The following is a 22,788-nucleotide window of genomic DNA, read 5'->3' as shown; positions in this document are numbered from 1 at the left end:
CCCATGCCGACCGCCCTGCCCACCCGTCTCGAACCCGGCCGCTGCCATCCGCTCGGCGCGGCCTGGGACGGCCTCGGCACCAACTTCGCGGTGTTTTCCGCGCATGCGCAGCGTATCCAGCTGTGCGTGTTCGATCCGACCGGCCGCAAGGAGCTCGCGCGCCTCGACCTGCCCGAATGCACCGACGAGGTATGGCACGGCTACCTGCCGAACGCGCATCCGGGCACCGTGTACGGCTTTCGCGCGGACGGCCCGTACCAGCCGCAGCACGGCCATCGCTTCAATCCGACCAAGCTGCTGCTCGACCCGTACGCGCGCAAGCTGGTCGGCCACTTTCGCTGGTCCGACGCGCTGTTCGGCTATCGCGTGCATTCGAACCGCGCGGACCTGTCGATGGATCGCCGCGACTCGGCGCCCGCGATGCCGAAGGCCGTGGTGGTCGACGAGGCGTTCGACTGGAGCATGGACCGGCGCCCCGACGTGCCGTGGCGCAGCACCGTGATCTACGAGACCCACGTGCGCGGCGCGTCGATGCGCCGCGCCGGGTTGCGCGCGCCGGAGCGCGGCACGTTCGCGTCGCTCGCGCATCCGGCGTTCATCGATCACCTGCTGTCGATCGGCGTGACGACGGTCGAGCTGCTGCCGGTGCACGCGTTCCTGCAGCAGCGCGCGCTCGTGAACCGCGGGCTGCGCAACTACTGGGGCTACGACACGGCCGCGTTCTTCGCGCCGGAGCCGGCCTACCTGTCGACGCGGCGGCTCGACGAGATGCGCATCGCGATCCGGCAGCTGCACGCGGCCGGCATCGAAGTCGTGCTCGACGTCGTCTACAACCACACGTGCGAGGGCAACGAGCTCGGCCCGACGCTGTCGTGGCGCGGCCTCGACAACGCGAGCTACTACCGGCTGCGGCCGGACGACCCGCGCTACCACGTCGACGAGACCGGTTGCGGCAACACGCTGAACCTGTCGCATCCGCGCGTCGTGCAGATGGTGATGGATTCGCTGCGCTACTGGGCGAGCGCATTCAACGTCGACGGCTTTCGCTTCGATCTCGGCGTGACGCTCGGCCGCGAGGATCACGGCTTCGAGCCGGGCGCGGGTTTCTTCGACGCGCTGCGGCAGGACCCGCTGCTCGCGCAGCGCAAGCTGATCACCGAGCCGTGGGATCTCGGCCCCGGCGGCTATCAGTTGGGCCGCCACCCGCCCGGCTTCGCCGAATGGAACGACCGCTTTCGCGACACCGTACGGCGCTTCTGGCGCGGCGACGCCGGGCAGCGCCCGGAACTCGCCGCGCGGCTCGCGGGCTCGGCCGACCTGTTCAATCATCACCGGCGCCGCACGTGGGCGTCGGTCAACTTCATCACCGCGCACGACGGCTTCACGCTCGCCGATCTCGTGTCGTATGCGGAAAAGCACAACGAAGCGAACGGCGAGGACAACCACGACGGCCACGGCGACAACTGCAGCGCGAACTGGGGCGTCGAAGGCGCCACCGACGACGCGTCGATCCGCGACCTGCGCGCGCGGGTCGCCCGCTCGATGCTCGCCACGCTGTTTACCGCGCTCGGCACGCCGATGATCGTGGCCGGCGACGAATTCGGCAGGACGCAGCACGGCAACAACAACGCATATTGCCAGGACAACGAACTGTCCTGGCTCGACTGGGATCTCGCGCGCAGCGACGAAGGCGCGCAGATGACGCGCTTCGTGTCGCGGCTCGCCGCATTGCGCCGCATGTACCCGGTGATGTCGGCGCCGCGCTATCCGTCCGGCGACCGCGACGGTGCGCCGGGCATGCACGAGATCGACTGGTTCGACGAGCGCGGCGACCCGCTGAGCGTGCCCGCGTGGGAGGACGGCGAACGCCGCGCGCTGACGATGCGGCGCGTCGGCACCGGCCGCACCGGGCGCACCGAGGCGTTGCTCGTGATGCTGAATGCGTCGACCCACGTCGTCACGTTCAAGCCGCCCGCACCCGTGCTCGACTATCGCGTGCTGCTCGACACCGCGACGCCCGACGCCGGCCCGCGCGGCTGGCCCGACGCCGGCCGCGACGTCGCCGCGCACGCGGCCGTGATCGCCGTCGCGGCCGTGCCACCCGCCCCGTCCTCGTGAGGAGCCGCCATGACGTCACGCACCGCCCATCCGCCCGGCACGCACGCATTCGCGTCGTCGTTCGGCGCGACCTGCCTCGACACGGAACACACGCGCTTCCGGTTGTGGGCGCCCGCGAGCCGCACGGCCGCGGTCGAACTGCACGGCGAACGGCGCGTCGCGATGCTGCCGGCCGGGGACGGCTGGTTCGAGGTCGTCGCGCCGTGCGGTCCCGGCACGCTGTACCGCTTCCTGCTCGACGACGGTCTCGTGGCACCCGATCCCGCATCGCGCTTCCAGCCGCATGACGTGCACGGCCCGAGCCAGGTCGTCGACCCGGCCGCGTACCGCTGGCGCAACGACGCGTGGCGCGGGCGGCCGTGGCACGAGACGGTGCTGTACGAACTGCACGTCGGCGCATGCGGCGGCTATGCGAACGTCGAGCGGCGCCTGGCCGAGCTTGCCGCGCTCGGCGTGACCGCGATCGAGCTGATGCCCGTCAACGCGTTCCCGGGCGCGCGCAACTGGGGCTACGACGGCGTGCTGCCGTTCGCGCCCGCTGCGTCGTACGGACGGCCCGAGGAACTGAAGGCACTCGTCGACGCCGCGCACGGGCTCGGGCTGCAGGTGCTGCTCGACGTCGTCTACAACCACTTCGGTCCCGAAGGCAACCTGCTGCCGCGCTATGCACCGGGATTTTTCCGCGCGGACCGGCAGACCGCCTGGGGGCCCGCGATCGACTTCTCGTGTGCGCAGACGAGCGCGTTCTTCATCGACAACGCGCTGTACTGGCTCGACGAATTCCGCTTCGACGGCCTGCGCATCGACGCCGCGCATGCGATCGACGACGATGCATGGCTGCGCGAGCTCGCCCGCCGCGTGCGCGCGTATGCGGGCGACGCGCGCCATGTGCATCTGGTGCTCGAGGACGAGCGCAATCTGGCGAGCCTGCTCGGCCCCGGCGGTTTCGACGCGCAGTGGAACGACGACTTCCACAACAGCGCGCACGTGCTGCTCACCGGCGAGCGCGAAGGCTACTACCGCGCGTACGCCGATGCGCCGCTGCGCCATCTCGCGCGCACGCTCGGCGAAGGGTTCGCGTACCAGGGCGAGCCGTCGCCGCTGCACGACGGCGCGCCGCGCGGCGAGCCGAGCGCGCACCTGCCGCCGACCGCGTTCGTCACGTTCCTGCAGAACCACGACCAGATCGGCAACCGCGCCTTCGGCGAGCGGCTGCGCGCGCTCGCGAACGACGACGCGGTGCGCGCGGCGACCGCCCTGATGCTGCTCGCGCCGCAGGTGCCGCTGCTGTTCATGGGCGAGGAAGTCGGCAGCACGCAGCCGTTCCAGTTCTTCACCGACTATCGCGGCGCGCTCGCCGACGCGGTGCGCGAAGGCCGGCGCCGCGAGTTCGCCGCGTTTTCCGCGTTCGCCGATCCCGCGCATCGCGACGCGATTCCCGATCCGAACGACATCGGCACGTTCGTGCGCTCGTCGCCCGGTCATGCCGGTGACGACGCATGGCCCGACGCCGAAGCGTGGCGGCGCTTCTACCGCAGCGCGCTGGCCGTGCGCGCGGCGCTCGTGACGCCGCACCTGCCGGGCGCCCGCGCGCTCGGCGTCGAGCTGCTGTGCGCCGCCGGCAGCGGCATCGGCAACCGCGACGGCGACGGCAACGCGGAGGCGCTCGTCGCGCGCTGGCGGCTCGGCGACGGCAGCACGCTCACGCTCGCATTCAATCCCGGCTCGCGCGACGCGCTGCTGCCGATGCTGCCGGTCGGCAAGATCGTGTTCGAGACGCCGCCGCGCGCGCGCGACCGTCTGGCCGAGCGGCGGCTGCCCGCGCGCACCTGCATCGCATGGCGCGACGGTGCGGTCAACCGCGATGCGCTCCATCACCGCACGAACGGGCACACACGACAATGACGACCGACGTGCCGATCGCAGACCTCGCGCGTGCGGCGGGGCTGGCGCCCGACTGGATCGACGCGGGCGGCGTCGCGCGGCGGGTGGGCGACGACGCGCTCGTCGCGCTCGTCGATGCGCTCGGCTGGCCATGCGGCACGCCGATCGAGCGGGTCGACAGCGCGGCCGCGCTGACCGATGACCGGGACGCAACGCCGCAGGTCGTCACCGGCGACGCCGGCGTGCCGCTGACGCTCCCGCGCAGCGTCGCGCCGCCGGGCGCGCGCTTGCGGATCGCGCTCGAAACGGGCGAGCACGTCGACGCGCGCGTGGCCGACGCGGGCGAATCCGGCGCACTGCCGCCGCTCGCGGTGCCCGGCTATCACGCGCTCGAGATCGGCGAGCAACGCATCGGGCTCGCCATCGCGCCGCCGCGTATGCGGCCGTTCACTGCCGACGACGGCGTGGCAGGTGCGCAGCGCAGCTGGGGCATCGCCGCCCAGTTGTACAGCCTGCGCCGCACGGGCGACGACGGCGCGGGCGACTACACCGCGCTCGCCGGTCTCGCCGCGCACGCGGCGCGGCACGGCGCGCACGCGGTCGCGATCAGCCCGACGCATGCCGGCTATCCGGCACTGCCCGAGCACGACAGCCCGTATTCGCCGTCGTCGCGGCGCTGGCACAACGTCGCGTATCTCGACTGCGACGCGGTGCCGGGCGCCGATATCGTGCAGCGGATGCACGGCGCGGCGGCACATGGCGCTCCCGCGCCCGATACGCCGCTGATCGACTGGCCGCACGTGCTGCCGCTGAAGCTGCGCCGCTTGCGCGCGTGCTTCGATGCGTGGCGCGCGAACGGCGGGCCGTTGCGCGACGCGTTCGAGCAATTCCGTGCGGCAGGCGGCGCGGCGCTCGACGCACACGCGCGCTTCGACGCGCTGCAGGCGTTCTGCATCGAACACGGGATCGGCGCGGACTGGCGGCAATGGCCCGCGCCGTGGCGCATGCCGGACTCGGCCGAGGTCGACGCCTTCGCACACGCGCATGCCGAGACGATCGCGTTCCATGCGTTCCTGCAATGGTGCGCGTCGGACGCACTCGGCAACGCACAGCATGCGGCGTGCGAGGCCGGGATGGCGATCGGGCTGATCGCCGATCTCGCGGTCGGCTCCGATCGCGCCGGCAGCGACGCATGGGCGCACGGCACGACGCTGCTACGCGGCGTGTCGGTCGGCGCGCCGCCCGACCTGTTCAATGCGGACGGCCAGGCCTGGGGCGTGACGACGTGGACGCCCGCCGCGCTGCGCGCGACCGGCTTCGCGCCGTTCGTCGACCTGTTGCGCGCGGCCTTCGCGCAGGCGGGCGGGGTTCGTATCGACCACGTGCTCGGCTTCGCGCGGATGTGGATCGTGCCGGACGGCGGCTCGCCGCGCGACGGCGCGTACTTGCACTATCCGCTCGACGATCTCGTGCGGCTGGTCGCGCTGGAGGCGGCACGGCATCGCGCGGTCGCGATCGGCGAGGATCTCGGCACGGTACCGGCCGGGTTTCGCGAGCGCCTCGGCGCGCGGGGGATCGCGGGAATGCGCGTGCTGTGGTTCGAGCGTGAGGCGGATGGCGCGTTTCGGCCGCCATCGGCGTGGGATCGCGACACGATCGCGATGACGTCGACGCACGATCTGCCGACCGTGGCGGGTTGGTGGCGTGGTGTCGATCTCGAGTGGCGGCGGGGGTTAGGTGATGCAGATGCAGATGCCTCCGAGGATGCACGCACCGACGACGGGAGCGGCCAAACGCAACGCACCGCGAGCGCGCGTAATGTCGGTGACGACATCGGTCGCGCCGCGGCCGCACACGGAGCGGGACGTTACGAACGAAACAAACCTGCTTTGCGTGACGAGCACCCCGCCAAGGATGTCGGTCACGGCGTACCCCAACCGCGCGACACGCCGCCGCCCGCCCCCGACCTCGCCCTCACTGCGGCCCGGGCCGAACGCGCGACCGAGCGCGCGGCACTATGGCGCGCGTTGCAGCAAGCGGGCTGCGCGCCGCCCGGCGATCCGGTACCGCCTGCCGGCACGCCACCCGTCGATGCAGTCCTCGCGTATGTCGCGCGCAGCCCGTCGCCGCTCGCGATCGTGCCGCTCGAGGATCTGCTCGCACTGGACGCCCAACCGAATCTCCCCGGCCCGCCGCGCGGCCATCCGAACTGGCTGCGCCGGCTGCCGCGCGCGGTCGACGCGCTGTTCGACGCCGACGTACGCAGACGCATCGCGGCGCTCGAGCGCGCACGCCGCGCCCGGGAGCAGGACGTATGATTCCGCGCGCGACCCTGCGACTGCAACTGCACGCCGGCTTCACGTTCGACGACGCGGCCGCGCACACCGACTATTTCGCGCGGCTCGGCGTGAGCCACCTGTACCTGTCGCCGATCACGACGGCCGAGCCCGGTTCGCTGCACGGCTACGACACCGTCGACCATCACACGATCAGCGCGGAACTCGGCGGCGCAGCCGGCTTCCGCCGCCTCGTCGACGCGTTGCACGCGCGCGGCCTCGGCGTGATCGCCGACATCGTGCCGAACCACATGGGCGTCGGCGGCGCATCGAACGGCTGGTGGAACGACGTGCTCGAATGGGGGCCGGCGAGCCCGTACGCGCGGTACTTCGACATCGACTGGCATCCGCCTGACGCGACGCTCCACGACAAGGTGCTGCTGCCCTGCCTCGGCGCGCCCTACGGCGACGCGCTCGCCGCCGGCGACGTCGCGCTCGGCGCCGAGCCGTCCAGCGGGCGTTTCTTCATCGCATGCCCGGGCAGGACGCTGCCGGTCGCCGCCGCGACCTACGCCGAGATCCTGCGCATCGCCAACCGTGCGGACCTGAACGCGCTCGCCGAACGGTTCGTCGCCGCGCCGGTGCGCGGCAGCACGCGCCTCGCGGACGCGCACACGGCACTGCGCGAATACGCCGCCGCACAGGGCCCGCATGCGTTCGACGCGATACTGCGCGGCGCCGATCCGCGCCGCGCACGCTCGCGCGCGTGCCTGCATCGATTGCTCGAACGCCAGCACTACCGGCTCGCGTGGTGGCGCACGGCCGCCGACGAGCTGAACTGGCGACGCTTCTTCGACATCGCGACCCTCGCGGCCGTCCGCGTCGAAGACGAAGCGGTGTTCGACGCGGTGCACGCGCTGCCGCTGGCGCTTCATGCGGCCGGCTGCCTCGACGGCCTGCGTGTCGATCACGTCGACGGCCTCGCCGACCCGGGCGCGTACTGCCGCCGCCTGCATGCGCGGCTCGCCGCGCAGCGCGACGAGCGGCCGTATCTCGTCGTCGAGAAGATCCTCGCGCCGGGCGAGACGCTGCGTGAAGACTGGCGCGTCGACGGCACGACCGGCTACGACTTCATGAACGACGTCGCCGCGCTGCTGCACGATCCGGCCGGCGCGGCGCCGCTCGCCGCGCACTGGGCGGCCGTGTCGGGATCGGCGCGGTCGTTCGCGCAGGAGGCGGTGGCCGGCAAGCGGCGCGTGCTGAAGCGGCAGCTCGCCGGCGAGCACGAACGTGTCGCGCGGGCGTTGCACCGCATTGCGCGCGCGGCACCCGCGACGCGCGACCTCAGCCGGATCGCGATTCATCGCGTGCTGGGCGAACTCGCGGTGCACCTTCCCGTGTACCGGATGTACCCGACACCCGGCAACGAGCCGACCGGCGCCGATCGTCGCGTGCTGGCGCACGCGTACGACGCGGCGTGCGCGACGATCGATCCGTCCGACCGCTACGCGCTCGATCGCGTCGCCGGCTGGCTCGGGCTGCCGGGCCTGCGCGCGCCGCGCGCGGATGCCGCGGCGCTGCACGCGGCGCGCGTCGCGTTCGCGCAGCTCACCGCGCCGCTCGCCGCGAAGGGCGTCGAGGATACCGCCAACTATCGCTACGGCCGGCTGCTGTCGCGCAACGAGGTCGGTGCCGATGCGGGCGATTTCAGCCTGTCGCGCGGGGCGTTCCATGCGCGCAACCGCCGTCGCGCGCGCACCGTTCCGCATACGCTCGTCGCGACCGCGACCCACGATCACAAGCGCGGCGAAGATGCGCGCGCGCGGCTCGCGGTGCTCAGTGAAGTGCCGGACCTGTGGCGTGCGGTGTCGCTCGACTGGTCCGCGCTGAACCAGCCGCGGCGCGGCGGCGCGCATCGCGATCTCGTGTGGGCGCCGGGGCCGGCTGCGGAAGCGCTGCTGTACCAGACGCTCGTCGGCTGCTGGCCGCCGGCGCTCGCGCCCGACGATGCGGCCGGGCTGGCTGCGCTTGCCGGGCGCGTGGTGCGCTGGCAGACGAAGGCGCTGCGCGAAGCGAAACAGCATACGGACTGGCTCGCACCCGACGCGGACTACGAGCGCGATTGCGAACGGTTCGTCCGCGCGATCCTGACGCCGCATGGCGCGGGCGATTTCGTGCACCGGCTGCATGGGTTCGTCGCGCGGATCGCGCCGGCCGGTGTCGTCAACAGCCTCGCGCAGGCGGCGCTGCGGATGGCGTCGCCGGGTGTGCCCGATCTGTATCAAGGTACCGAGTCATGGGATCACTCGCTCGTCGATCCGGACAACCGGCGCGACGTGCCGTTCGCGCAGCTCGCGGCCGAGCGGGTCGACGAACCGGTCGCCGCGTACCTGCGGGATTGGCCCGACGCACGCGTGAAGCGCGCGCTCGTCGAGCGGATGCTCGCGCTGCGCGCCCGCCGGCCGGCAACGTTCTCGGATGGTGCGTATGTGCCGCTGCGCGTGCGCGGCAGGCTCGGGCGGCATGCGCTCGCGTTCGCGCGCTGCGACGCGACGGCGACGGTCGTGGTCGTCGTGACGCGGCTCGCGTGCCGGTTGCTCGGCGAAGTGCCGGAGTTGCCGCGCATCGCGCCTCAGGAATGGGGCGATACCGCGATCGTGTTGCCGCGCGGCACGAGCGAGCGGTGGATCGACTGGCTGAACGACGGGAGCGAAATCGAGGCGCCGGACGGCATGCTGCGGCTCGATCGCTGTCTTGCCGCGTTGCCGGTCGCGGCGCTGGTGGCAGCCGATACGATGAGCCGGTAGCGGTAATCGGATTTGTGCAAAGACGGTCGGCGCCCCGAGGCAAACCATCTCACCGCGTTCCAGCATTTCCGCTCAACACGCCAACAACATGGCAGTGGCAGCGTCCGGACACACGCCTTGAAACTGGCTGGACGCCAGCAACGGGCGCGGTACATCCTCGCGGGCGACGCGCACGAAACCAAAACCGTCGAAATAGTCCTCCGCGGTCGTCGTCAGCAACCCGATCGCATGGACCGAGCGTGCGCGGCACGTCGCGATCAGCCGCGCAACGATCGCGCGGCCGACGCCGCTCCCTTGCGCGCGCGGTGCGACGGCGATCGACCGGATCAGCGCGAAGTCTCCGTGGTATTCCATACCACCGCATCCGGTCAACGCGGGCGGATCGGCGAGCACGATGAAGTTTTCCAGATGCTCCGCGACACCCGCAGTCGGCAGGTTCGACGCGCGAAGCAATGCCTCGATCGCGGCCAGGTCGGATAACGCTGCAGAACGAAGTTGCATGACATCGATTCCCGATTGGATGAGCGGTACCCGTACGGTTCAAATCCCCCGCTGATTCACCCGCTTCGACAACGCCTCCGCGCTTTCCTTCCGTTCGCTGTACCGGTCGACCAGATACGGGCCGATGTCGCGCGTCAGCAGCGTGAACTTCACCAGTTCCTCCATCACGTCGACGACGCGATCGAAATAGGCCGACGGCTTCATCCGCCCCGCTTCGTCGAATTCCATGAACGCCTTGGCCACCGACGACTGGTTCGGGATCGTCAGCATGCGCATCCAGCGTCCGAGCACGCGCATCTGGTTCACCGCATTGAACGACTGCGATCCGCCGCTGACCTGCATCACCGCGAGCGTCTTGCCCTGCGTCGGCCGCACCGCGCCGACCGACAGCGGAATCCAGTCGATCTGCGACTTCATGATGCCGGTCATCGCGCCGTGTCGTTCCGGCGAGCACCAGACCATCCCCTCCGACCACATCACCAGCTCGCGCAATTCGACCACCTTCGGGTGACTTTCGGGCGCATCGTCGGGCAGCGGCAGGCCGCTCGGATTGAACACGCGCACCTCGGCGCCCATCGCCGTGAGCAGGCGCTCGGCCTCCTCGACCAGCAGGCGACTGAACGAACGCTCGCGCAGCGAGCCGTACAGCAGCAGGAAACGCGGCGGATGGCCGGACGGCGACGCCGGCCGCAAGCGGCTCGCGTCCGGTACGCGGAAGAGTTCGGCGTCGAGTTGCGGCAGGTCGGTCAGTCGGTCGGTCATGAATGGCTTCCGTGGTTGGCTCAAGTGCGCTCGTACCAGCCCTTCGACCGGTTCACGACGCGCACCACCAGCAGCATGACCGGCACCTCGATCAGCACGCCGACGACGGTCGCGAGCGCCGCGCCGGAGTGGAAACCGAACAGGCTGATCGCGGCCGCGACGGCCAGCTCGAAGAAGTTGGACGCGCCGATCAGCGCCGACGGGCATGCAATGTTGTGCTTCTCGCCCACGGCGCGATTGAGCCAGTATGCGAGCGCGGCGTTGAAGAACACCTGGATCAGGATCGGCACCGCGAGCAGCGCGATCACCAGCGGCTGCCTCAGGATCGCTTCGCCCTGGAACGCGAACAGCAGTACGAGCGTGGCCAGCAGCGCGGCGATCGACCACGGGCCGATCTTCGCCATTGCTGCATCGAATGCCGCCTGTCCCTTCGAGAGCAATACCTTGCGCCAGATCTGCGCGAGGATCACCGGAATCACGATGTAGAGCACGACCGACGTGAGCAGCGTCGCCCACGGCACGGTAATCGCGGACATCCCCAGCAGCAGCCCGACCAGCGGCGCGAACGCGATCACCATGATGCTGTCGTTCAGCGCGACCTGCGACAGCGTGAACAGCGGATCGCCGCCGGTCAGCCGGCTCCACACGAACACCATCGCCGTGCACGGCGCGGCGGCCAGCAGGATCAAACCGGCGATGTAGCTGTCGAGCTGGCCCGCCGGCAGCATCGGCGCGAACAGATGCCGGATGAACAGCCAGCCGAGAAACGCCATCGAGAACGGCTTGACCAGCCAGTTCACGCTGAGCGTGACGCCGATCCCTTTGACGTGCTGACGCACTTCATGCAACGCCCCGAAGTCGACCTTGACCAGCATCGGGATGATCATCACCCAGATCAGCAGCCCGACCGGCAGGTTGACCTGCGCGTACTCCATGCGGCCGATCTGCTGGAACACGCCGGGCAGCATCTGGCCGAGCGCGATGCCGGCGACGATGCACAGCGCGACCCAGAGCGTCAGGTAGCGTTCGAAGAAATTGATCGCGGGCTTCGCAATGGCGTGGCGAGGCGGGATCGCGTTGGACGTGTTCATCGAAGAGGATTCCGTGCGGGAGCAACGCACGCGGCACGCCGGTTCACGCGCGCCGCCGTGCGAGCGCTCAGTTTCGCGAGATGGCGGTCAACGCCGCCTGCAGTTCGGCATCGCTCATGCGCTCGAGCGGCAGCGCCAGCAGTTGCAGCATCCGGTAGCCGAGCGCCTCGCGCGTCAGTTCGAACGCGAGCCGCTTGCCGGCATCGCCGCCCTCGGCGTTCGACGGATCGGCGTAGCCCCAATGCACGTTCACCGGGCTGCCGGGCCAGTACGGGCAGGCCTCCGCGGCCGCGCTGTCGCATACCGTGATGACGACGCGCAGGCGCGGCGCGCCTTCGCCGACGAATTCGTCCCAGCTCTTGCTGCGGTATCCGGTGACGTCGACACCGGCGCGCGTGAGCGCATCCAGCGCGAACGGATTGAGCCGGCCGCTCGGCGCGCTGCCGGCGCTGTAGGCGCGCACGTCGCGGCCGAGTTTCCGGGCCCAGTGGTTGAGCATCCCCTCCGCGAGCACGCTGCGCGCGGAGTTGTGGGTACAGAGAATAAGGACGTTGGTGGTCATGGGGGGGCGGGTGTATGCGTACTCAGGTCTGGCCGGAGCAGGACGTCGAACAGGCAGACACCGGCGTGCACGGATTGCCGCCGCAACAGTTCTCGGTGAGGTAGCCGATCAGCCCGTTCATCGTCGCAAAGTTCGCGCAATAGAACACGAAGCGGCCTTCCTGGCGGCTCGTGACGAGCTGCGCATGGGCCAGTTCCTTCAGATGAAACGACAGCGACGACGGCGGCACGTCGAGCAGCGTCGCGATTTGCCCGGCCGGCAAGCCCGACGGGCCGGCCTGCACGAGCGCGCGGAAGACGGCGAGGCGCGACTCATGCGCGAGTGCCGCCAGGGCGGCGATGGTCTGGTTCGTTTCCATGTTTCGATAATACTCGAAATATGGAAACAATGGCAGTAACGTATCGCGTCCCGCCGCCGCGCGTCACACCGTCACGACCATTCTTCGGGCGGCATCGCGCCGCCGTCATCCTCCCACTGCGGCTCGCCCGCCCCTTCCCTGCGACTCGGCGCCACCGGCCCGTTCCCGCTGCTGCGTTCGTTTCGCCGCGTGCCGTCGCGGGACGTCGCCGCGCGCACCCGCGCCAGCGTGCGGGTCGGTGCGACGGTCCGCTGTTCGCTACCGCGGCGCTCGTCGGTCGACGCCGCGTCCTGGGTCTGTCGCGCATTCGAAGCTGCGTTCATGTGTGCCCTCCCGGCTCATTGAAAGAGACCTTCGTTGAAACGCGCAGCAATTCGGGTGCCGCCTGTCGGGCAAGCGCCTTGCTTCCCCGTTTCGTACCGCAACCCTTTCCGGAGCCGACCATGCCGATCGACCGCAGCACGCCGCCCGCAACGCGTCACCGTCTCGGCGAATGGATGGCCCGCGAGGAATCGCAGATGGCCGGGTACCGCGCGAACATCGCGAACGCAGCGCGCGCGCAGGCCGGCGAACAGCTGCGCACGCCGGCCGTGCAGGCGCTCGCGCGGCTGTTCGACGACCACGCGGTGCTGCGCATGAGCCTCACCCGCGCGATCGACGAGGCGCTCGAAGCGGGCCGCATGCTCGGCTACGCATCGATCGGCGAACTGATGACCGTGATCGACCACCTGATGACCTACACGCCGCCGTTCAGCGAAACGAGCCTGGTGGTGTGCCCGCTGAACGCGTTTCTCGACTGGCCGATGTGCATGCCGTCAGGCCACGCGGTGTTTCGCGACGCGGCGGTCAACGCGCACCTGAAGCAGGTGCTGAACGTGTGGTGCGACTTCCTCGGCGGCCCGCATTCGCGCGCGCATCTCGATACGTCGTCGCCCGACGGCTGGTTCTGCGATGCAGCGCGCACGCGCCTCGGCCTGTCGCAGTTCCAGTATCGCGAGGACCAGCCGCACTGGGGCTTCGACTCGTGGAACGACTTCTTCACGCGGCGCTTTCGCGCGGGTGCGCGGCCGGTCGCGGCGCCGGACGATCCGCACGTGATCGTCAGCGCGTGCGAGGCCGCGCCGTATCACACCGAATCCAGCGTGAAGATCCGCGACAGGTTCTGGATCAAGGGGCAGCCGTATTCGCTGCGCGACATCTTCACGCCCGCGCGGCTGCCGCTCGCCGAGCGCTTCGTCGGCGGCGACCTCTACCAGGCGTATCTGAGCGCGTACAACTATCACCGCTGGCACGCGCCGGTGCGCGGCACCGTCACGCACGCGTACCGGGTCGACGGCACCTACTACTCGGTCGCGGAAGCGGAAGGCCCGGACCCGGCCGGGCTCAACGACTCGCAGGGCTACATGACGGCCGTCGCCGCGCGCGCGGTGGTCGCGATCGACTGCGACGACCCGGGGATCGGGACGGTCGCCGCGGTGTTCGTCGGGATGGGCGACGTGTCGTCGTGCGTGATCGAGGTCGTGCCGGGGCAGCGGATCGACAAGGGCGACGAGATCGGCTATTTCCAGTACGGCGGCTCGACCTGCTGCCTGCTGTTCGAACCGGGCGTGATCGACCGCTTCCAGTGCGCGCCGCCGTTCGACGGCGATACGCCGGCCGTACAGGTCAACGCACCGGTCGCGATCGCGCACTGAGCCGCGCGGTTCGGCATCACGCGTCGGCACTGCCGAACCCGCGCCCGGCGTGCCGCAGCATGCGCTGCACGATCGACAGCCCGTCCGGCGTCAGGGCGAGCCGGCTCGCGCCCGATGCGTCGGCGCGCATCTCGATCAGGTGTTGTTCCACCAACGCGACGATATCTTCGCGGTCGGCCTGGATCTGTTCCGGCGCGCGATGGACCAGGAATAGTGCGGCAAATTCATGTGCGGTCAGCATGTTGTCTCCCCCATTTGACGGCTTGGCGCGATACGACGATGGCATCGCGCCGGCGCAGGCGCGAATCGTGCGCCGCGATTTGAGGAGACATGCAGGGAGTGTGCCAGTATCTGGGACGGAGCGGCCCGGCGCCCGGCCGGCGCGCGGCGTGATGTGTCACTTCAAGGCGCTCGGGAGCCGCTGCAAACTTTTCAACGGCGTGTAATGGCGCCCAATGGTGCGAATGGAACCGGACGGGCGCACTGCGGCACGCGCCGCATGCCCCACGACTCACGACTTCCGCGAACGGAACATCCCGGCGCGGGCGGTTTTGCCCGCCGCCTTGTCGCGCACGCGGAAGTAGCCGCTGTGGAGTTCCACGCCGCCCTTGCCGTCGACCAGCACGTCCGCGCAAGCGGCCTCGATGCGCGCGCGGCCGCGCTCGAACGCGTCGCGCAAGTCGGCTTCGAGCGCGGAGCGCGCGCCGAAATGATCCTCGAGCGCTTCGACCGTGATCGTGCAGGTTTGCGGCTTCCCGTCGACCTCGACGACGAAACGCATCAGCAGCGCCGCGCCGTCGAACTCGGGCGGCGCGTCGGTCAGCGTCACGTGGCGAACGGGTTCGGCTGGCATCGCTCAGGGCCCCCGCGACGCGAGGCACTGCACCAGCGCGCCGTTGAATGCGGGCAGGTCGGCCGGCTTGCGGCTCGTGATCAGGTTGCCGTCGCGCACGACCTCCTGGTCGACCCACTTGCCGCCCGCATTGCGGATGTCGTCCTGCAGGCTCGGCCAGCTCGTCATCGTGCGGCCGTCCACCAGCCCGGACGACACGAGCAGCCAGCCGCCGTGACAGATCGCGGCAATCGGCTTGCCCGCGCCGACGGCCGCGGTCACGAATTCGCGCGCGGCCGGCAGCATCCGGATCGCGTCGCCGTTGACCACGCCGCCCGGCAGCACGACCGCGTCGTAATCGCCTTCGCGCGCATCGTCGAACGTGCGGTCGACCTTCACGCGATCGCCCTTGTCGACGTGCCTGAACCCCTGGATCTCGCCGCGCTTCTGCGAAATCACGTCGACCTGCGCGCCCTCTGCCTTCAGCGCGCGCTGCGGTTCGACGAGTTCGGCTTCCTCGAAGCCGTCGACCGCGAGTATCGCTACCTTGCAATGATCCAGCTTGCCGATCATGGATCGCTCCCTTTCGTGTTGTGGCACCGGGTGTGCCGTACCCTGCCGTATCCATCGAAGCAGCAACGGGCGTGCCGCGCCCGTCGGGATGGCGGCCGGCGCGGTGCCGCCTTGAAGGGGCGCGACCCGCGATCGGCGGTTGGCGGCGCGCACGCGCGTCGCGGCGTGATGCGTGCCCCCATTGGATAGCGCCGCGCCTGCAAAGATTTCAACGGGATGTAACGTGACGCCGGCAATACCCGCGACTATCGGCGGCAGCCGCCCGGTGGCCTGCATGCGAGGCCGTACCCGCCGCCGGCCGGTGCCGGCCCGCCGCGCTCACTGCAGGTGACGCGCGGCGTCGAGCATCGCGTCGGTCAGCTCGATCGTCAGCGTCAGGTCCTCGGTGACGTCGGGCAGCGCGTCGAGCGTGGCCTGCACGCTGTCGTGCAGCATCGCGTGCACGCGCATCCGCGCGGGCTCGTCGAGGTCCGCATAGCGCTCCATCGTGTCGCAGTCGAGCGCGAGCACGACCGCGTGCCGCGCGGTATCGCGCGGCGCATCGGGCGCGAGCGCCCACGCCGCATGAAACATGATCCTGCCGGTCGCGACGTCGACATGAACCGTCGTATCGAGACCCTCGGTCTCGGCGGCGTCGGCGTCCAGCGCATCGTCGTCGAGCGAGATCCGGGAATTCGATTGCATGTTGTCCTCCTGCGTGGTGGCGACCGGCCGGCCTCGCGCGCGGTGTCCGCCAGCGCGCCGCGCCGGGGCGCCGGCGCGACGCCGAGATCGTCAATAGCTGCTGGAACCCGCGCTGCCCGTGCCACCGCCCGAGCCGGTCGCCCCCGGCAAGCGGCTAGTGCCGGCGCCCGCGCCGGTTCCGCCCGGGGCCGCACCGGCACCGCCCATGCCCGCGCTGCCGCCGGCACCGCTCGTGCCGGTGCTGCCCGTACCGGGGGTGCCCGTTCCGGTGCTACCGGTACCGCTGCCGGTACTGCCCGTTCCGGTGCCGCCGGTGCCGCCCGTCGCGCCGCCGCCCATGCTGCCGGTCCCGGCGCCAGTCATGCCGCCGGGCTTGCTGCGCACGTCCGGTTGACCGCGCGGACCCGTGCCGCGCGGCGCCTGCATGCGGGTCGCGGGCGGCGGCGCCGCGGTGTTGCCGTTCGACAGGTTGCCGCCGCTGCCCTGCGCCGACGTGTCCGGCGGCGACAGGATCGGCGCGCCGGTGCCCTCGTCGGAACGTTGCGAATTCTGTGCCCATGCGGCCGGTGCGGCCGCGACGAGCGCGACGGCCGCGCACGCGAGGATCCGGCGCGCGGCAGATTTCGATTCGGATGCTGGCTTCATGGAGCGCTCTCCCTCAATGGAACCGCCGTAGTGGAATGGCCTGCGCCTTCGATTCAGCAAGGCCCGTGCCGCCACCGACAGGCGGCACGCGAATTGCGGCACCACCCGGACACTCGAGACCCGCGATCCATCCCGATTCCATAGGGAGAGCCCTGCCATGCCTTCAGCTTCCGCTTCCCATCCGCACGGCAAACGCGCGACGCGCCGCCCGGGCCGTGCGCGCAGCAACGATCCGCAGCACCGCAAGCGCTGGTCCGCCGACGTCATGCAAAGAAGCGATGCGCTCGACATCGAGCCCGAGATCTTCAAGTCCGACGACCCGGGCAGGATCGCCGCGTCGCTCAAGCGCTCGGCCGAACACAGCCGCCGCCGCAAGGGGACGCCGTTCCAGTCGGCGATGTCGATGCTGAACTTCTACGTGAACCGCGCGGGCCGCAACCTGCCGAAAACGCGCCGCGCGACGCTCGAACGCGCGAAGCGCAAACTGCGCGAGGCGTTCGGCCGCAAGCCGTGACGGCCACCGCCGGTTCGCCGTCGACCTGCCCGGCCTGCCCGCATGCATGAAACGCTGTGGTATCTGATCATCGGCGCGGTGCTGATGGGCATGGGCATCGTGACGTCGGCGCTGCGTCATCTGCCGTGCAGCAGCGCGATGATCTATCTTGCTCTCGGTGTCGCGCTCGGCCCGTCCGGCGCCGGGCTCCTGCATCTCGACATCCAGCGCGACGCGCCGCTGCTGCGCGAGATCGTCGAGGTCGCGCTGCTGGTATCGCTGTTCGCGATCGGGCTGCGGCTGCGCGTGCCGCTGTCCGACCCGCTGTGGCGCGTGCCATGCCGGCTCGGCCTGCTCGCGATGATCGTCACGGTGCCGCTGCTCGCCGGCTGCGCGGTACTGACGCTCGGGCTCGGCTGGGGCCCCGCGCTGCTGCTCGCGGCGATCCTCGCGCCGACCGACCCGGTGCTCGCGCACGACGTGCAGGTGCATGATCCCGGCGATCGCGACCTGGTGCGCTTCGCGCTGTCCGGCGAAGGCGGGCTGAACGACGGCATCGCGCTGCCGTTCGCGCTCGCGGGCCTCGCGCTGTGCGGCGCGTCCGATACGCCGCATGGGACGCCGCCGCTGTCGGGCACGTTCGCACTGGCCGCGCTGTGGGGCATCGCGGGCGCCGCCGCGATCGGCGGCATGCTCGGCGCGGCGACCACCACCGCGATCGGCTGGCTGCGCACCCGTCATGCGCAGGCACTCGGCTTCGAAGGCTTCTTCGCGCTCGCGTTGATCGTGCTGTCGTTCGGTGCCGCGCAGCTCGCGCATACGTTCGGCTTCATCGCGACGTTCGCCGCGGGCGTCGCGATGCGCCGCGTCGAGCATCGCGCGAGCGGTGACCGCCGGCCGCGCGAAGTGATCGGCCGGGTCGATTCGGAAGACGTGGTCGCGACCGAGAAGCACCCGGAAAAGGCGCACGCGTTCATGACCGAATCGGTGCTCGACTTCACGATCGAGCTCGAGCGGATCGCCGAGGCGCTCGTGATGACGATGATCGGCGGCGTGCTCGCCACGCTGACGACGCCGCTCTTCACGTGGGGCTCGGCGGCGCTCGCCGTCGGGCTGTTCGTCGCCGTGCGGCCGCTCGCGGTGCTGCCGGCGCTCGCCGGCTCGCGCGCGACGCCGGCGCAGCGCCGGCTGCTGGCATGGTTCGGGATACGCGGGATCGGCTCGTTCTACTACCTGCTGTTCGCGCTCGAGCACGGGCCGTCGAGCGCCGTGCGGCCGCTCGCGGCGCCGGTGCTGGCCGTCGTGTCGGCGTCGGTGATCGCGCACGGCGTGTCCGCGACGCCGCTGATGGACTGGTATCACCGCCTGCAGCAGCGTCGGCGCTGACGGCGCCGTCACGACATGCCGAGACGCGCACGCATCTGCGCGGTGATCCGCTGCCGCGTGCCGGCATAGTCTTCCCAAGGGTCGCGCTTGAGCCGGTCGAGCCGCTCGTGCAGCGTGTCGATCGTCCATTGCGCGCCGCCCGTGGTGGTTGGCACCTCGTCCCAGCGCAGCGGCACCGACACGCCCAGCCCGGGCCGCGCCCGCACCGAATACGCGGCGATTGTGCTCGCACCGCGGCCGTTGCGCAGGTAGTCGATGAAGATCTTGCCGCGCCGGTGACGCGCGCCCATCGTCGCGGTGAAACGGTCGGGCAGCGCGCCCGCGACATGCCGCGCGAGCGCGCGCGAGAAGTCCTTCGCGTCGTCCCAGCCCAGGTGCCGCGCGATCGGCACGACGACGTGCAGCCCCTTGCCGCCGCTCGTCTTGCAGAACGACGCGAGGCCCAGTTCGTCGAGCAGCCCGCGCACGAGCTGCGCGGCGTCGGTCATCGCGCGCCACGGCAGCGCCGGATCGGGATCGAGGTCGAACACGATCCGGTCCGGCCGCTCGATGTTCGACGCGTGCGCGTTCCATGTATGCAGCTCGATCGTGCCCATCTGCGCGGCGCCGAGCAGCGCGTCGACGCTGTCGAGCGACAGCAGCGGACCGTGGCCCGGATCGAGTCCTGCGTGCTGCGTGACGAACGGGATCTCGCGGCGCTCCGCATGCTTCTGGAAGAACAGCTCGCCCGCGATGTCGCCGGGCGCGCGCACGAGCGCCACGGGCCGGCCCTTCAGGTCCGGCAGCAGCCACGGCGCGACCCATTGCCAGTAATGCGCGAGATCGATCTTGCGCGTGCCGCTCTGCGGATCGAGCACGCGCTCGGGATGGGTGATGCGCACGCGGCCGAGCATGTCGGAACCGGCATCGTCGCGTGCTGCGTGGGGGGACGGGCGTGAACGTGCGTGGTGCTTGCGAGCGCTCGCATCGTGCTCGGCGCGATCTGCGTGATCGGCATGCTCGGCATGCGACGCGTGATCGACGTGCTCCGTGTGCGCCGCGTGCTTGCGTTCGTGCATTTCGTGATGCGTGGTCTGGCGTCGCTCCATCACCCCCTCCGTTTCCGGTTGCTTCGGCACTTCGCGGACGATCTGCGACGCCGGCTTGTCCTCGCGCAGCGCGATGAACGCGGCCTGCCGCACGATGCCGTCGCCGGTCCACTCGGCGAATTCGCATTCGGCGACGAGCGTCGGCTCGATCCAGTGCACGCGCGTGCGCGAGCGTTCGCGCGGCGGCGGATCGAACGGCGTCGTATCGCGTTGCTGCTTGCGCAGGATCGGTGCGAGCCGGTCGAGCATCCGCGTGTCGAAGCCGGTGCCGACGCGGCCGACGTAGCGCAGCGGCGCAGGCCCGCGCCGCCGCTTGCCGGCCGCTGCCGGCTCGTGCACGCCGAGCAGCAGCGCGCCGAAGCCGTGCCGGCTGCCCGACGGCTCGGTGTAACCGCCGATCACGAACTCCTGCCGGCGCCGGCATTTGAGCTTGATCCACGCGGGCGAGCGACCGCCGCGATAGCGCGATTCCGCGCGCTTGCCGATCAGCCCTTCGAGGCCGGTATCGCAGGCGCTCGCGATCAGCGATGCGACGTCGTCGCCGAGATCCGGCGAAAAGCGCAGCCGCGCGGGGTCGCTGTCGGCGAGCAGCGCTTCGAGCAGGGCGCGGCGCGCGGTGAGCGGTGCGTCGCGCAAGTCGTAACCGTCGAGACAAGGCAGGTCGAACACGAACAGCGTGATCGCATCCGAATGTCCGGCGCCGATCGCGTTCTGCAGCGCCTGAAAGTCGGGGAGACCGTTCCTGCCGAGCACGACGGCCTCGCCGTCGAGCCAGGCGTCGTCGACGTCGAGCGCCGCGAGCGCGTCGCGCTGCGCGCGCAGCTTCGCGGTCCAGTCGCGGCCTTCGCGCGTCATCAGCTTCACATGCCGGCGGGCGCCCTTGCCCGCAATGCGCGCGAGGATCCGGTAGCCGTCGAATTTCAGTTCGTAGCGCCAGTCGCCCTGCGTCGGCGGGCCGTCGACCAGCGTCGCGAGTTGCGGCGCGACGCGCTCGGGCAGCGGCGCACGTACCGCACCGTCGATCTCGGACGGATCGGCGGGCCGGCGGGCGCGGCTTTCTCGGCTTTCTCGGCTTTCTCGGCTGTCTCGGCTGTCTCGGCTGTCTCGGCTGTCTCGGCTGTCTCGGCTGTCGCGGCTGTCGCGGCTGTCGCGGCCATCACGGCAATCACGGCCATCGCGGCCATGATCGTCATGCGCTGCGGCGCGCGTGTCGGTCGAGTCGCGCCGGCCGCGTTGCGCTCCGCGCGCGCGCGTCGAGCGGCCCGCGGCATCCGCACGCGTCGCCGACGCCGCCCCGTCATGCACACTCCCCGGCAGTTCGCCGACGACGTCGAATTCGGCCTCGCTGCGCGCGTCGTCGTCGCGCTCCTTGATCAGCAGCCACTGCACCTGCCGCCCCTCCTGCCGTCCGCTGCGCACGAGCGCCCAGCCGCCGTGCAGCTTTTCGCCGTCGAGCCGGAACGTCAGCTTGCCCGCGCGATAGCCGTCGCGTGCCTGCGCGAGACCGCCGTCCGGCGTCCACGTGCCTTCGTCCCATACGACGACCGCTCCCGCGCCGTAATGCCCGGCCGGAATCTCGCCTTCGAACGACGCGTATTCGAGCGGATGATCCTCGACCTGCACGGCGAGGCGCTTCACCGACGGATCGACGCTCGGCCCCTTCGGCACGGCCCACGACTTCAGCGTGCCGTCGAGTTCGAGCCGGAAGTCGTAATGCAGGCGCCGCGCGTGGTGCTCCTGGATCACGAAGCGCAGCGGGTGGCCGGCACGCCGGGTCGCCCGCCCGGAAGGTGTCGCGTTCGCCTTCGCGCGCCGCCGCCCGTGCGCGCCTTCGGGTTCCGGCGTCGCGTCGAAGCGGCGTTTGCGGCGATAGGGATCGAGCTTGCCGGCCATCGTGTCACCTCGCGTCGCCGCGCATCATGCGGCGTGCTTGCGGCGCGCGGCGGTTTTCTTCGCCGCATGCTCGCCGGTCGCGGCACGTTTCGCGGCCGGCCGCTTCGCCGCCGGCGTCTTCTCGGCGGAGCCTTTCGGCGCGGCCTTCGAAGCCGGCTTGCGGCGCGCGCCGCCGCGCGACGACGCAGAAGAAGACGACGCGGAAGAAGACGACGCTTCCGCCTCCGCGCCCTCGTCGTCGCCCGCATTGCGCGGGCCCGCCGCGCGCGCGCCACCGCCGCCGCCCTTCAGGCTGCGTTTCAGCAGCTCGGTCAGGTCGACCACGTTGGTCGCCGCGCGGCCCGTCTGCGGTGGCCGCTCTTCGATCTCCTCGATCTTGCCCGCGCGCACCTTGCGCTCGACCAGCTCGAGAATGTCGTCGCGAAACGTGTCGTGATACTCGTCCGGCGTCCACTTGCCCGCCATCTCGTCGATCAGCTTCTTCGCCATCCCGAGCTCGCGCGCGGTCACGCCCGCGTGTTTCGCGTCGTCGGCCGGCACCGTCAGTTCGTCGAGCGGCCGCAGTTCTTCCTGCCAGCGCAGCGTGTCGAGCGCGAGCAGCGGCCCGACCGGAATCAGCGCGCCGAGATGCTGGCGGTCGCGCATCACCACGAGCGCGATGCCGATCTTGCCGCTGTCCTTCAGCGCGTCGCGCAGCAGCGCATAGACCTTCTCGCCCTTGCGGTCCGGCACGAGGTAGTACGGCGTGTCGAGATACAGGAACGATACCGCGTCCGCGTCGACGAACGTCAGGATGTCGACGGTTTGCGTCGATTCCGGATTGGCCGCGCGAATCTCCTCGTCGGTCAGCACGACGTAGCGTTCCTTCTCGTACTCGTAGCCGCGCACGATGTCCTCGCGCGCGACCTCCTTGCCGGTGCGCTTGTTGATCTGCCGATAGCCGACCGGGTCCATCGAGCGCTTGTCGAGCAGCCGGAACGACGGCTTCACGGTGCGCGTCGCGGGAAACAGCTGCACGGGCACGTGAACGAGCCCGAAGCTGATCGCGCCTTTCCAGATCATCCGCGATGCCATGCGTGTTCTCCTTTGCCGGGTGCGCGAGCGCGTGGCGGCACACACCAGAAACCGTCACGGGCATGGA

General features: G+C 70.7%; 20 protein-coding genes. 7 read left to right on the top strand and 13 right to left on the bottom strand.

Annotated elements, in window-relative coordinates; all coding sequences use genetic code 11:
• Window positions 1-3 precede the first annotated feature (3 nt).
• From glgX to treY, 4 genes are read left to right on the top strand one after another with little or no spacing between them, the layout of a single operon-like run.
• Complete coding sequence (gene glgX / locus DIE12_RS22445; protein WP_124521835.1) at window positions 4-2,118, top strand: glycogen debranching protein GlgX; 2,115 nt, start codon at window positions 4-6, stop codon at window positions 2,116-2,118.
• Window positions 2,119-2,127: 9 nt separating this feature from the next.
• Complete coding sequence (gene treZ / locus DIE12_RS22440) at window positions 2,128-4,023, top strand: malto-oligosyltrehalose trehalohydrolase (protein WP_124521834.1); 1,896 nt, start codon at window positions 2,128-2,130, stop codon at window positions 4,021-4,023.
• Window positions 4,020-6,320 (top strand): 4-alpha-glucanotransferase, encoded by a 2,301-nt coding sequence (gene malQ, locus DIE12_RS22435; RefSeq protein ID WP_124521833.1) that lies wholly within the window; start codon window positions 4,020-4,022, stop codon window positions 6,318-6,320. The genes treZ and malQ overlap by 4 nt, the downstream gene beginning before the upstream one ends.
• Window positions 6,317-9,085 (top strand): malto-oligosyltrehalose synthase, encoded by a 2,769-nt coding sequence (gene treY / locus DIE12_RS22430; RefSeq protein ID WP_124521832.1) that lies wholly within the window; start codon window positions 6,317-6,319, stop codon window positions 9,083-9,085. The genes malQ and treY overlap by 4 nt, the downstream gene beginning before the upstream one ends.
• Before the next feature lie 72 nt (window positions 9,086-9,157).
• On the opposite strand, the gene arsN2 is transcribed toward treY, so the two are convergent.
• The 6 genes from arsN2 to DIE12_RS22400 all read right to left on the bottom strand — a co-directional run bounded on the left by arsN2 (window position 9,158) and on the right by DIE12_RS22400 (window position 12,682).
• Complete coding sequence (gene arsN2 / locus DIE12_RS22425; protein ID WP_124521830.1) at window positions 9,158-9,586, bottom strand: arsenic resistance N-acetyltransferase ArsN2; 429 nt, start codon at window positions 9,584-9,586, stop codon at window positions 9,158-9,160.
• A 39-nt stretch (window positions 9,587-9,625) separates the two neighbouring features.
• Window positions 9,626-10,348, bottom strand: coding sequence for an arsenical resistance protein ArsH (gene arsH, locus DIE12_RS22420; RefSeq protein WP_124521829.1), 723 nt, complete (start codon window positions 10,346-10,348; stop codon window positions 9,626-9,628).
• A gap of 20 nt (window positions 10,349-10,368) precedes the next feature.
• Window positions 10,369-11,439: an ACR3 family arsenite efflux transporter gene (arsB, locus tag DIE12_RS22415; protein ID WP_124521828.1), complete on the bottom strand. Its 1,071-nt coding sequence runs from the start codon at window positions 11,437-11,439 to the stop codon at window positions 10,369-10,371.
• A gap of 67 nt (window positions 11,440-11,506) precedes the next feature.
• Window positions 11,507-12,001, bottom strand: a complete 495-nt coding sequence (locus tag DIE12_RS22410; protein WP_124521826.1) for an arsenate reductase ArsC — start codon at window positions 11,999-12,001, stop codon at window positions 11,507-11,509.
• A 22-nt stretch (window positions 12,002-12,023) separates the two neighbouring features.
• On the bottom strand, window positions 12,024-12,359 hold the full coding sequence (locus DIE12_RS22405; protein WP_124521825.1) for a helix-turn-helix transcriptional regulator: 336 nt from the start codon (window positions 12,357-12,359) through the stop codon (window positions 12,024-12,026).
• Window positions 12,360-12,430: 71 nt separating this feature from the next.
• Window positions 12,431-12,682: a hypothetical protein gene (locus DIE12_RS22400; RefSeq protein ID WP_124521823.1), complete on the bottom strand. Its 252-nt coding sequence runs from the start codon at window positions 12,680-12,682 to the stop codon at window positions 12,431-12,433.
• A 120-nt stretch (window positions 12,683-12,802) separates the two neighbouring features.
• Here DIE12_RS22400 and DIE12_RS22395 point away from each other — a divergent pair, with 120 nt between their 5' ends.
• Window positions 12,803-14,053, top strand: coding sequence for a phosphatidylserine decarboxylase family protein (locus DIE12_RS22395; protein ID WP_124521822.1), 1,251 nt, complete (start codon window positions 12,803-12,805; stop codon window positions 14,051-14,053).
• 16 nt (window positions 14,054-14,069) lie between these two features.
• Here the strand turns inward: DIE12_RS22395 and DIE12_RS22390 are convergent, their stop codons facing one another.
• From DIE12_RS22390 to DIE12_RS22370, 5 genes are all read right to left on the bottom strand, one after another.
• Window positions 14,070-14,294, bottom strand: a complete 225-nt coding sequence (locus DIE12_RS22390; protein WP_044843397.1) for a hypothetical protein — start codon at window positions 14,292-14,294, stop codon at window positions 14,070-14,072.
• 270 nt (window positions 14,295-14,564) lie between these two features.
• Window positions 14,565-14,906 (bottom strand): DUF1488 domain-containing protein, encoded by a 342-nt coding sequence (locus tag DIE12_RS22385; RefSeq protein WP_044843396.1) that lies wholly within the window; start codon window positions 14,904-14,906, stop codon window positions 14,565-14,567.
• 3 nt (window positions 14,907-14,909) lie between these two features.
• Complete coding sequence (locus DIE12_RS22380; protein WP_124521725.1) at window positions 14,910-15,458, bottom strand: type 1 glutamine amidotransferase domain-containing protein; 549 nt, start codon at window positions 15,456-15,458, stop codon at window positions 14,910-14,912.
• A 318-nt stretch (window positions 15,459-15,776) separates the two neighbouring features.
• Complete coding sequence (locus tag DIE12_RS22375) at window positions 15,777-16,142, bottom strand: DUF3022 domain-containing protein (protein WP_124485804.1); 366 nt, start codon at window positions 16,140-16,142, stop codon at window positions 15,777-15,779.
• Window positions 16,143-16,232: 90 nt separating this feature from the next.
• Window positions 16,233-16,787 carry a hypothetical protein gene (locus tag DIE12_RS22370; RefSeq protein WP_124521821.1) on the bottom strand — a complete coding sequence of 185 codons (555 nt, stop codon included), beginning with the start codon at window positions 16,785-16,787 and terminating at the stop codon, window positions 16,233-16,235.
• 157 nt (window positions 16,788-16,944) lie between these two features.
• Here DIE12_RS22370 and DIE12_RS22365 point away from each other — a divergent pair, with 157 nt between their 5' ends.
• Together DIE12_RS22365 and DIE12_RS22360 are read left to right on the top strand one after the other, a co-directional pair.
• Complete coding sequence (locus tag DIE12_RS22365) at window positions 16,945-17,301, top strand: DUF3175 domain-containing protein (RefSeq protein ID WP_124485802.1); 357 nt, start codon at window positions 16,945-16,947, stop codon at window positions 17,299-17,301.
• Between the two features lie 42 nt (window positions 17,302-17,343).
• Window positions 17,344-18,666 carry a sodium:proton antiporter gene (locus DIE12_RS22360; protein ID WP_124521721.1) on the top strand — a complete coding sequence of 441 codons (1,323 nt, stop codon included), beginning with the start codon at window positions 17,344-17,346 and terminating at the stop codon, window positions 18,664-18,666.
• An 8-nt stretch (window positions 18,667-18,674) separates the two neighbouring features.
• On the opposite strand, the gene ligD is transcribed toward DIE12_RS22360, so the two are convergent.
• Together ligD and DIE12_RS22350 are read right to left on the bottom strand one after the other, a co-directional pair.
• Complete coding sequence (gene ligD / locus DIE12_RS22355; protein WP_124551373.1) at window positions 18,675-21,647, bottom strand: DNA ligase D; 2,973 nt, start codon at window positions 21,645-21,647, stop codon at window positions 18,675-18,677.
• A 24-nt stretch (window positions 21,648-21,671) separates the two neighbouring features.
• Window positions 21,672-22,721 (bottom strand): Ku protein, encoded by a 1,050-nt coding sequence (locus DIE12_RS22350; protein WP_124521716.1) that lies wholly within the window; start codon window positions 22,719-22,721, stop codon window positions 21,672-21,674.
• Window positions 22,722-22,788 lie beyond the last annotated feature (67 nt).

The organism is Burkholderia sp. Bp9015, from assembly GCF_003853505.1.
Classification (GTDB): domain Bacteria; phylum Pseudomonadota; class Gammaproteobacteria; order Burkholderiales; family Burkholderiaceae; genus Burkholderia.
This window is presented reverse-complemented; position numbering and strand designations above follow the sequence as displayed.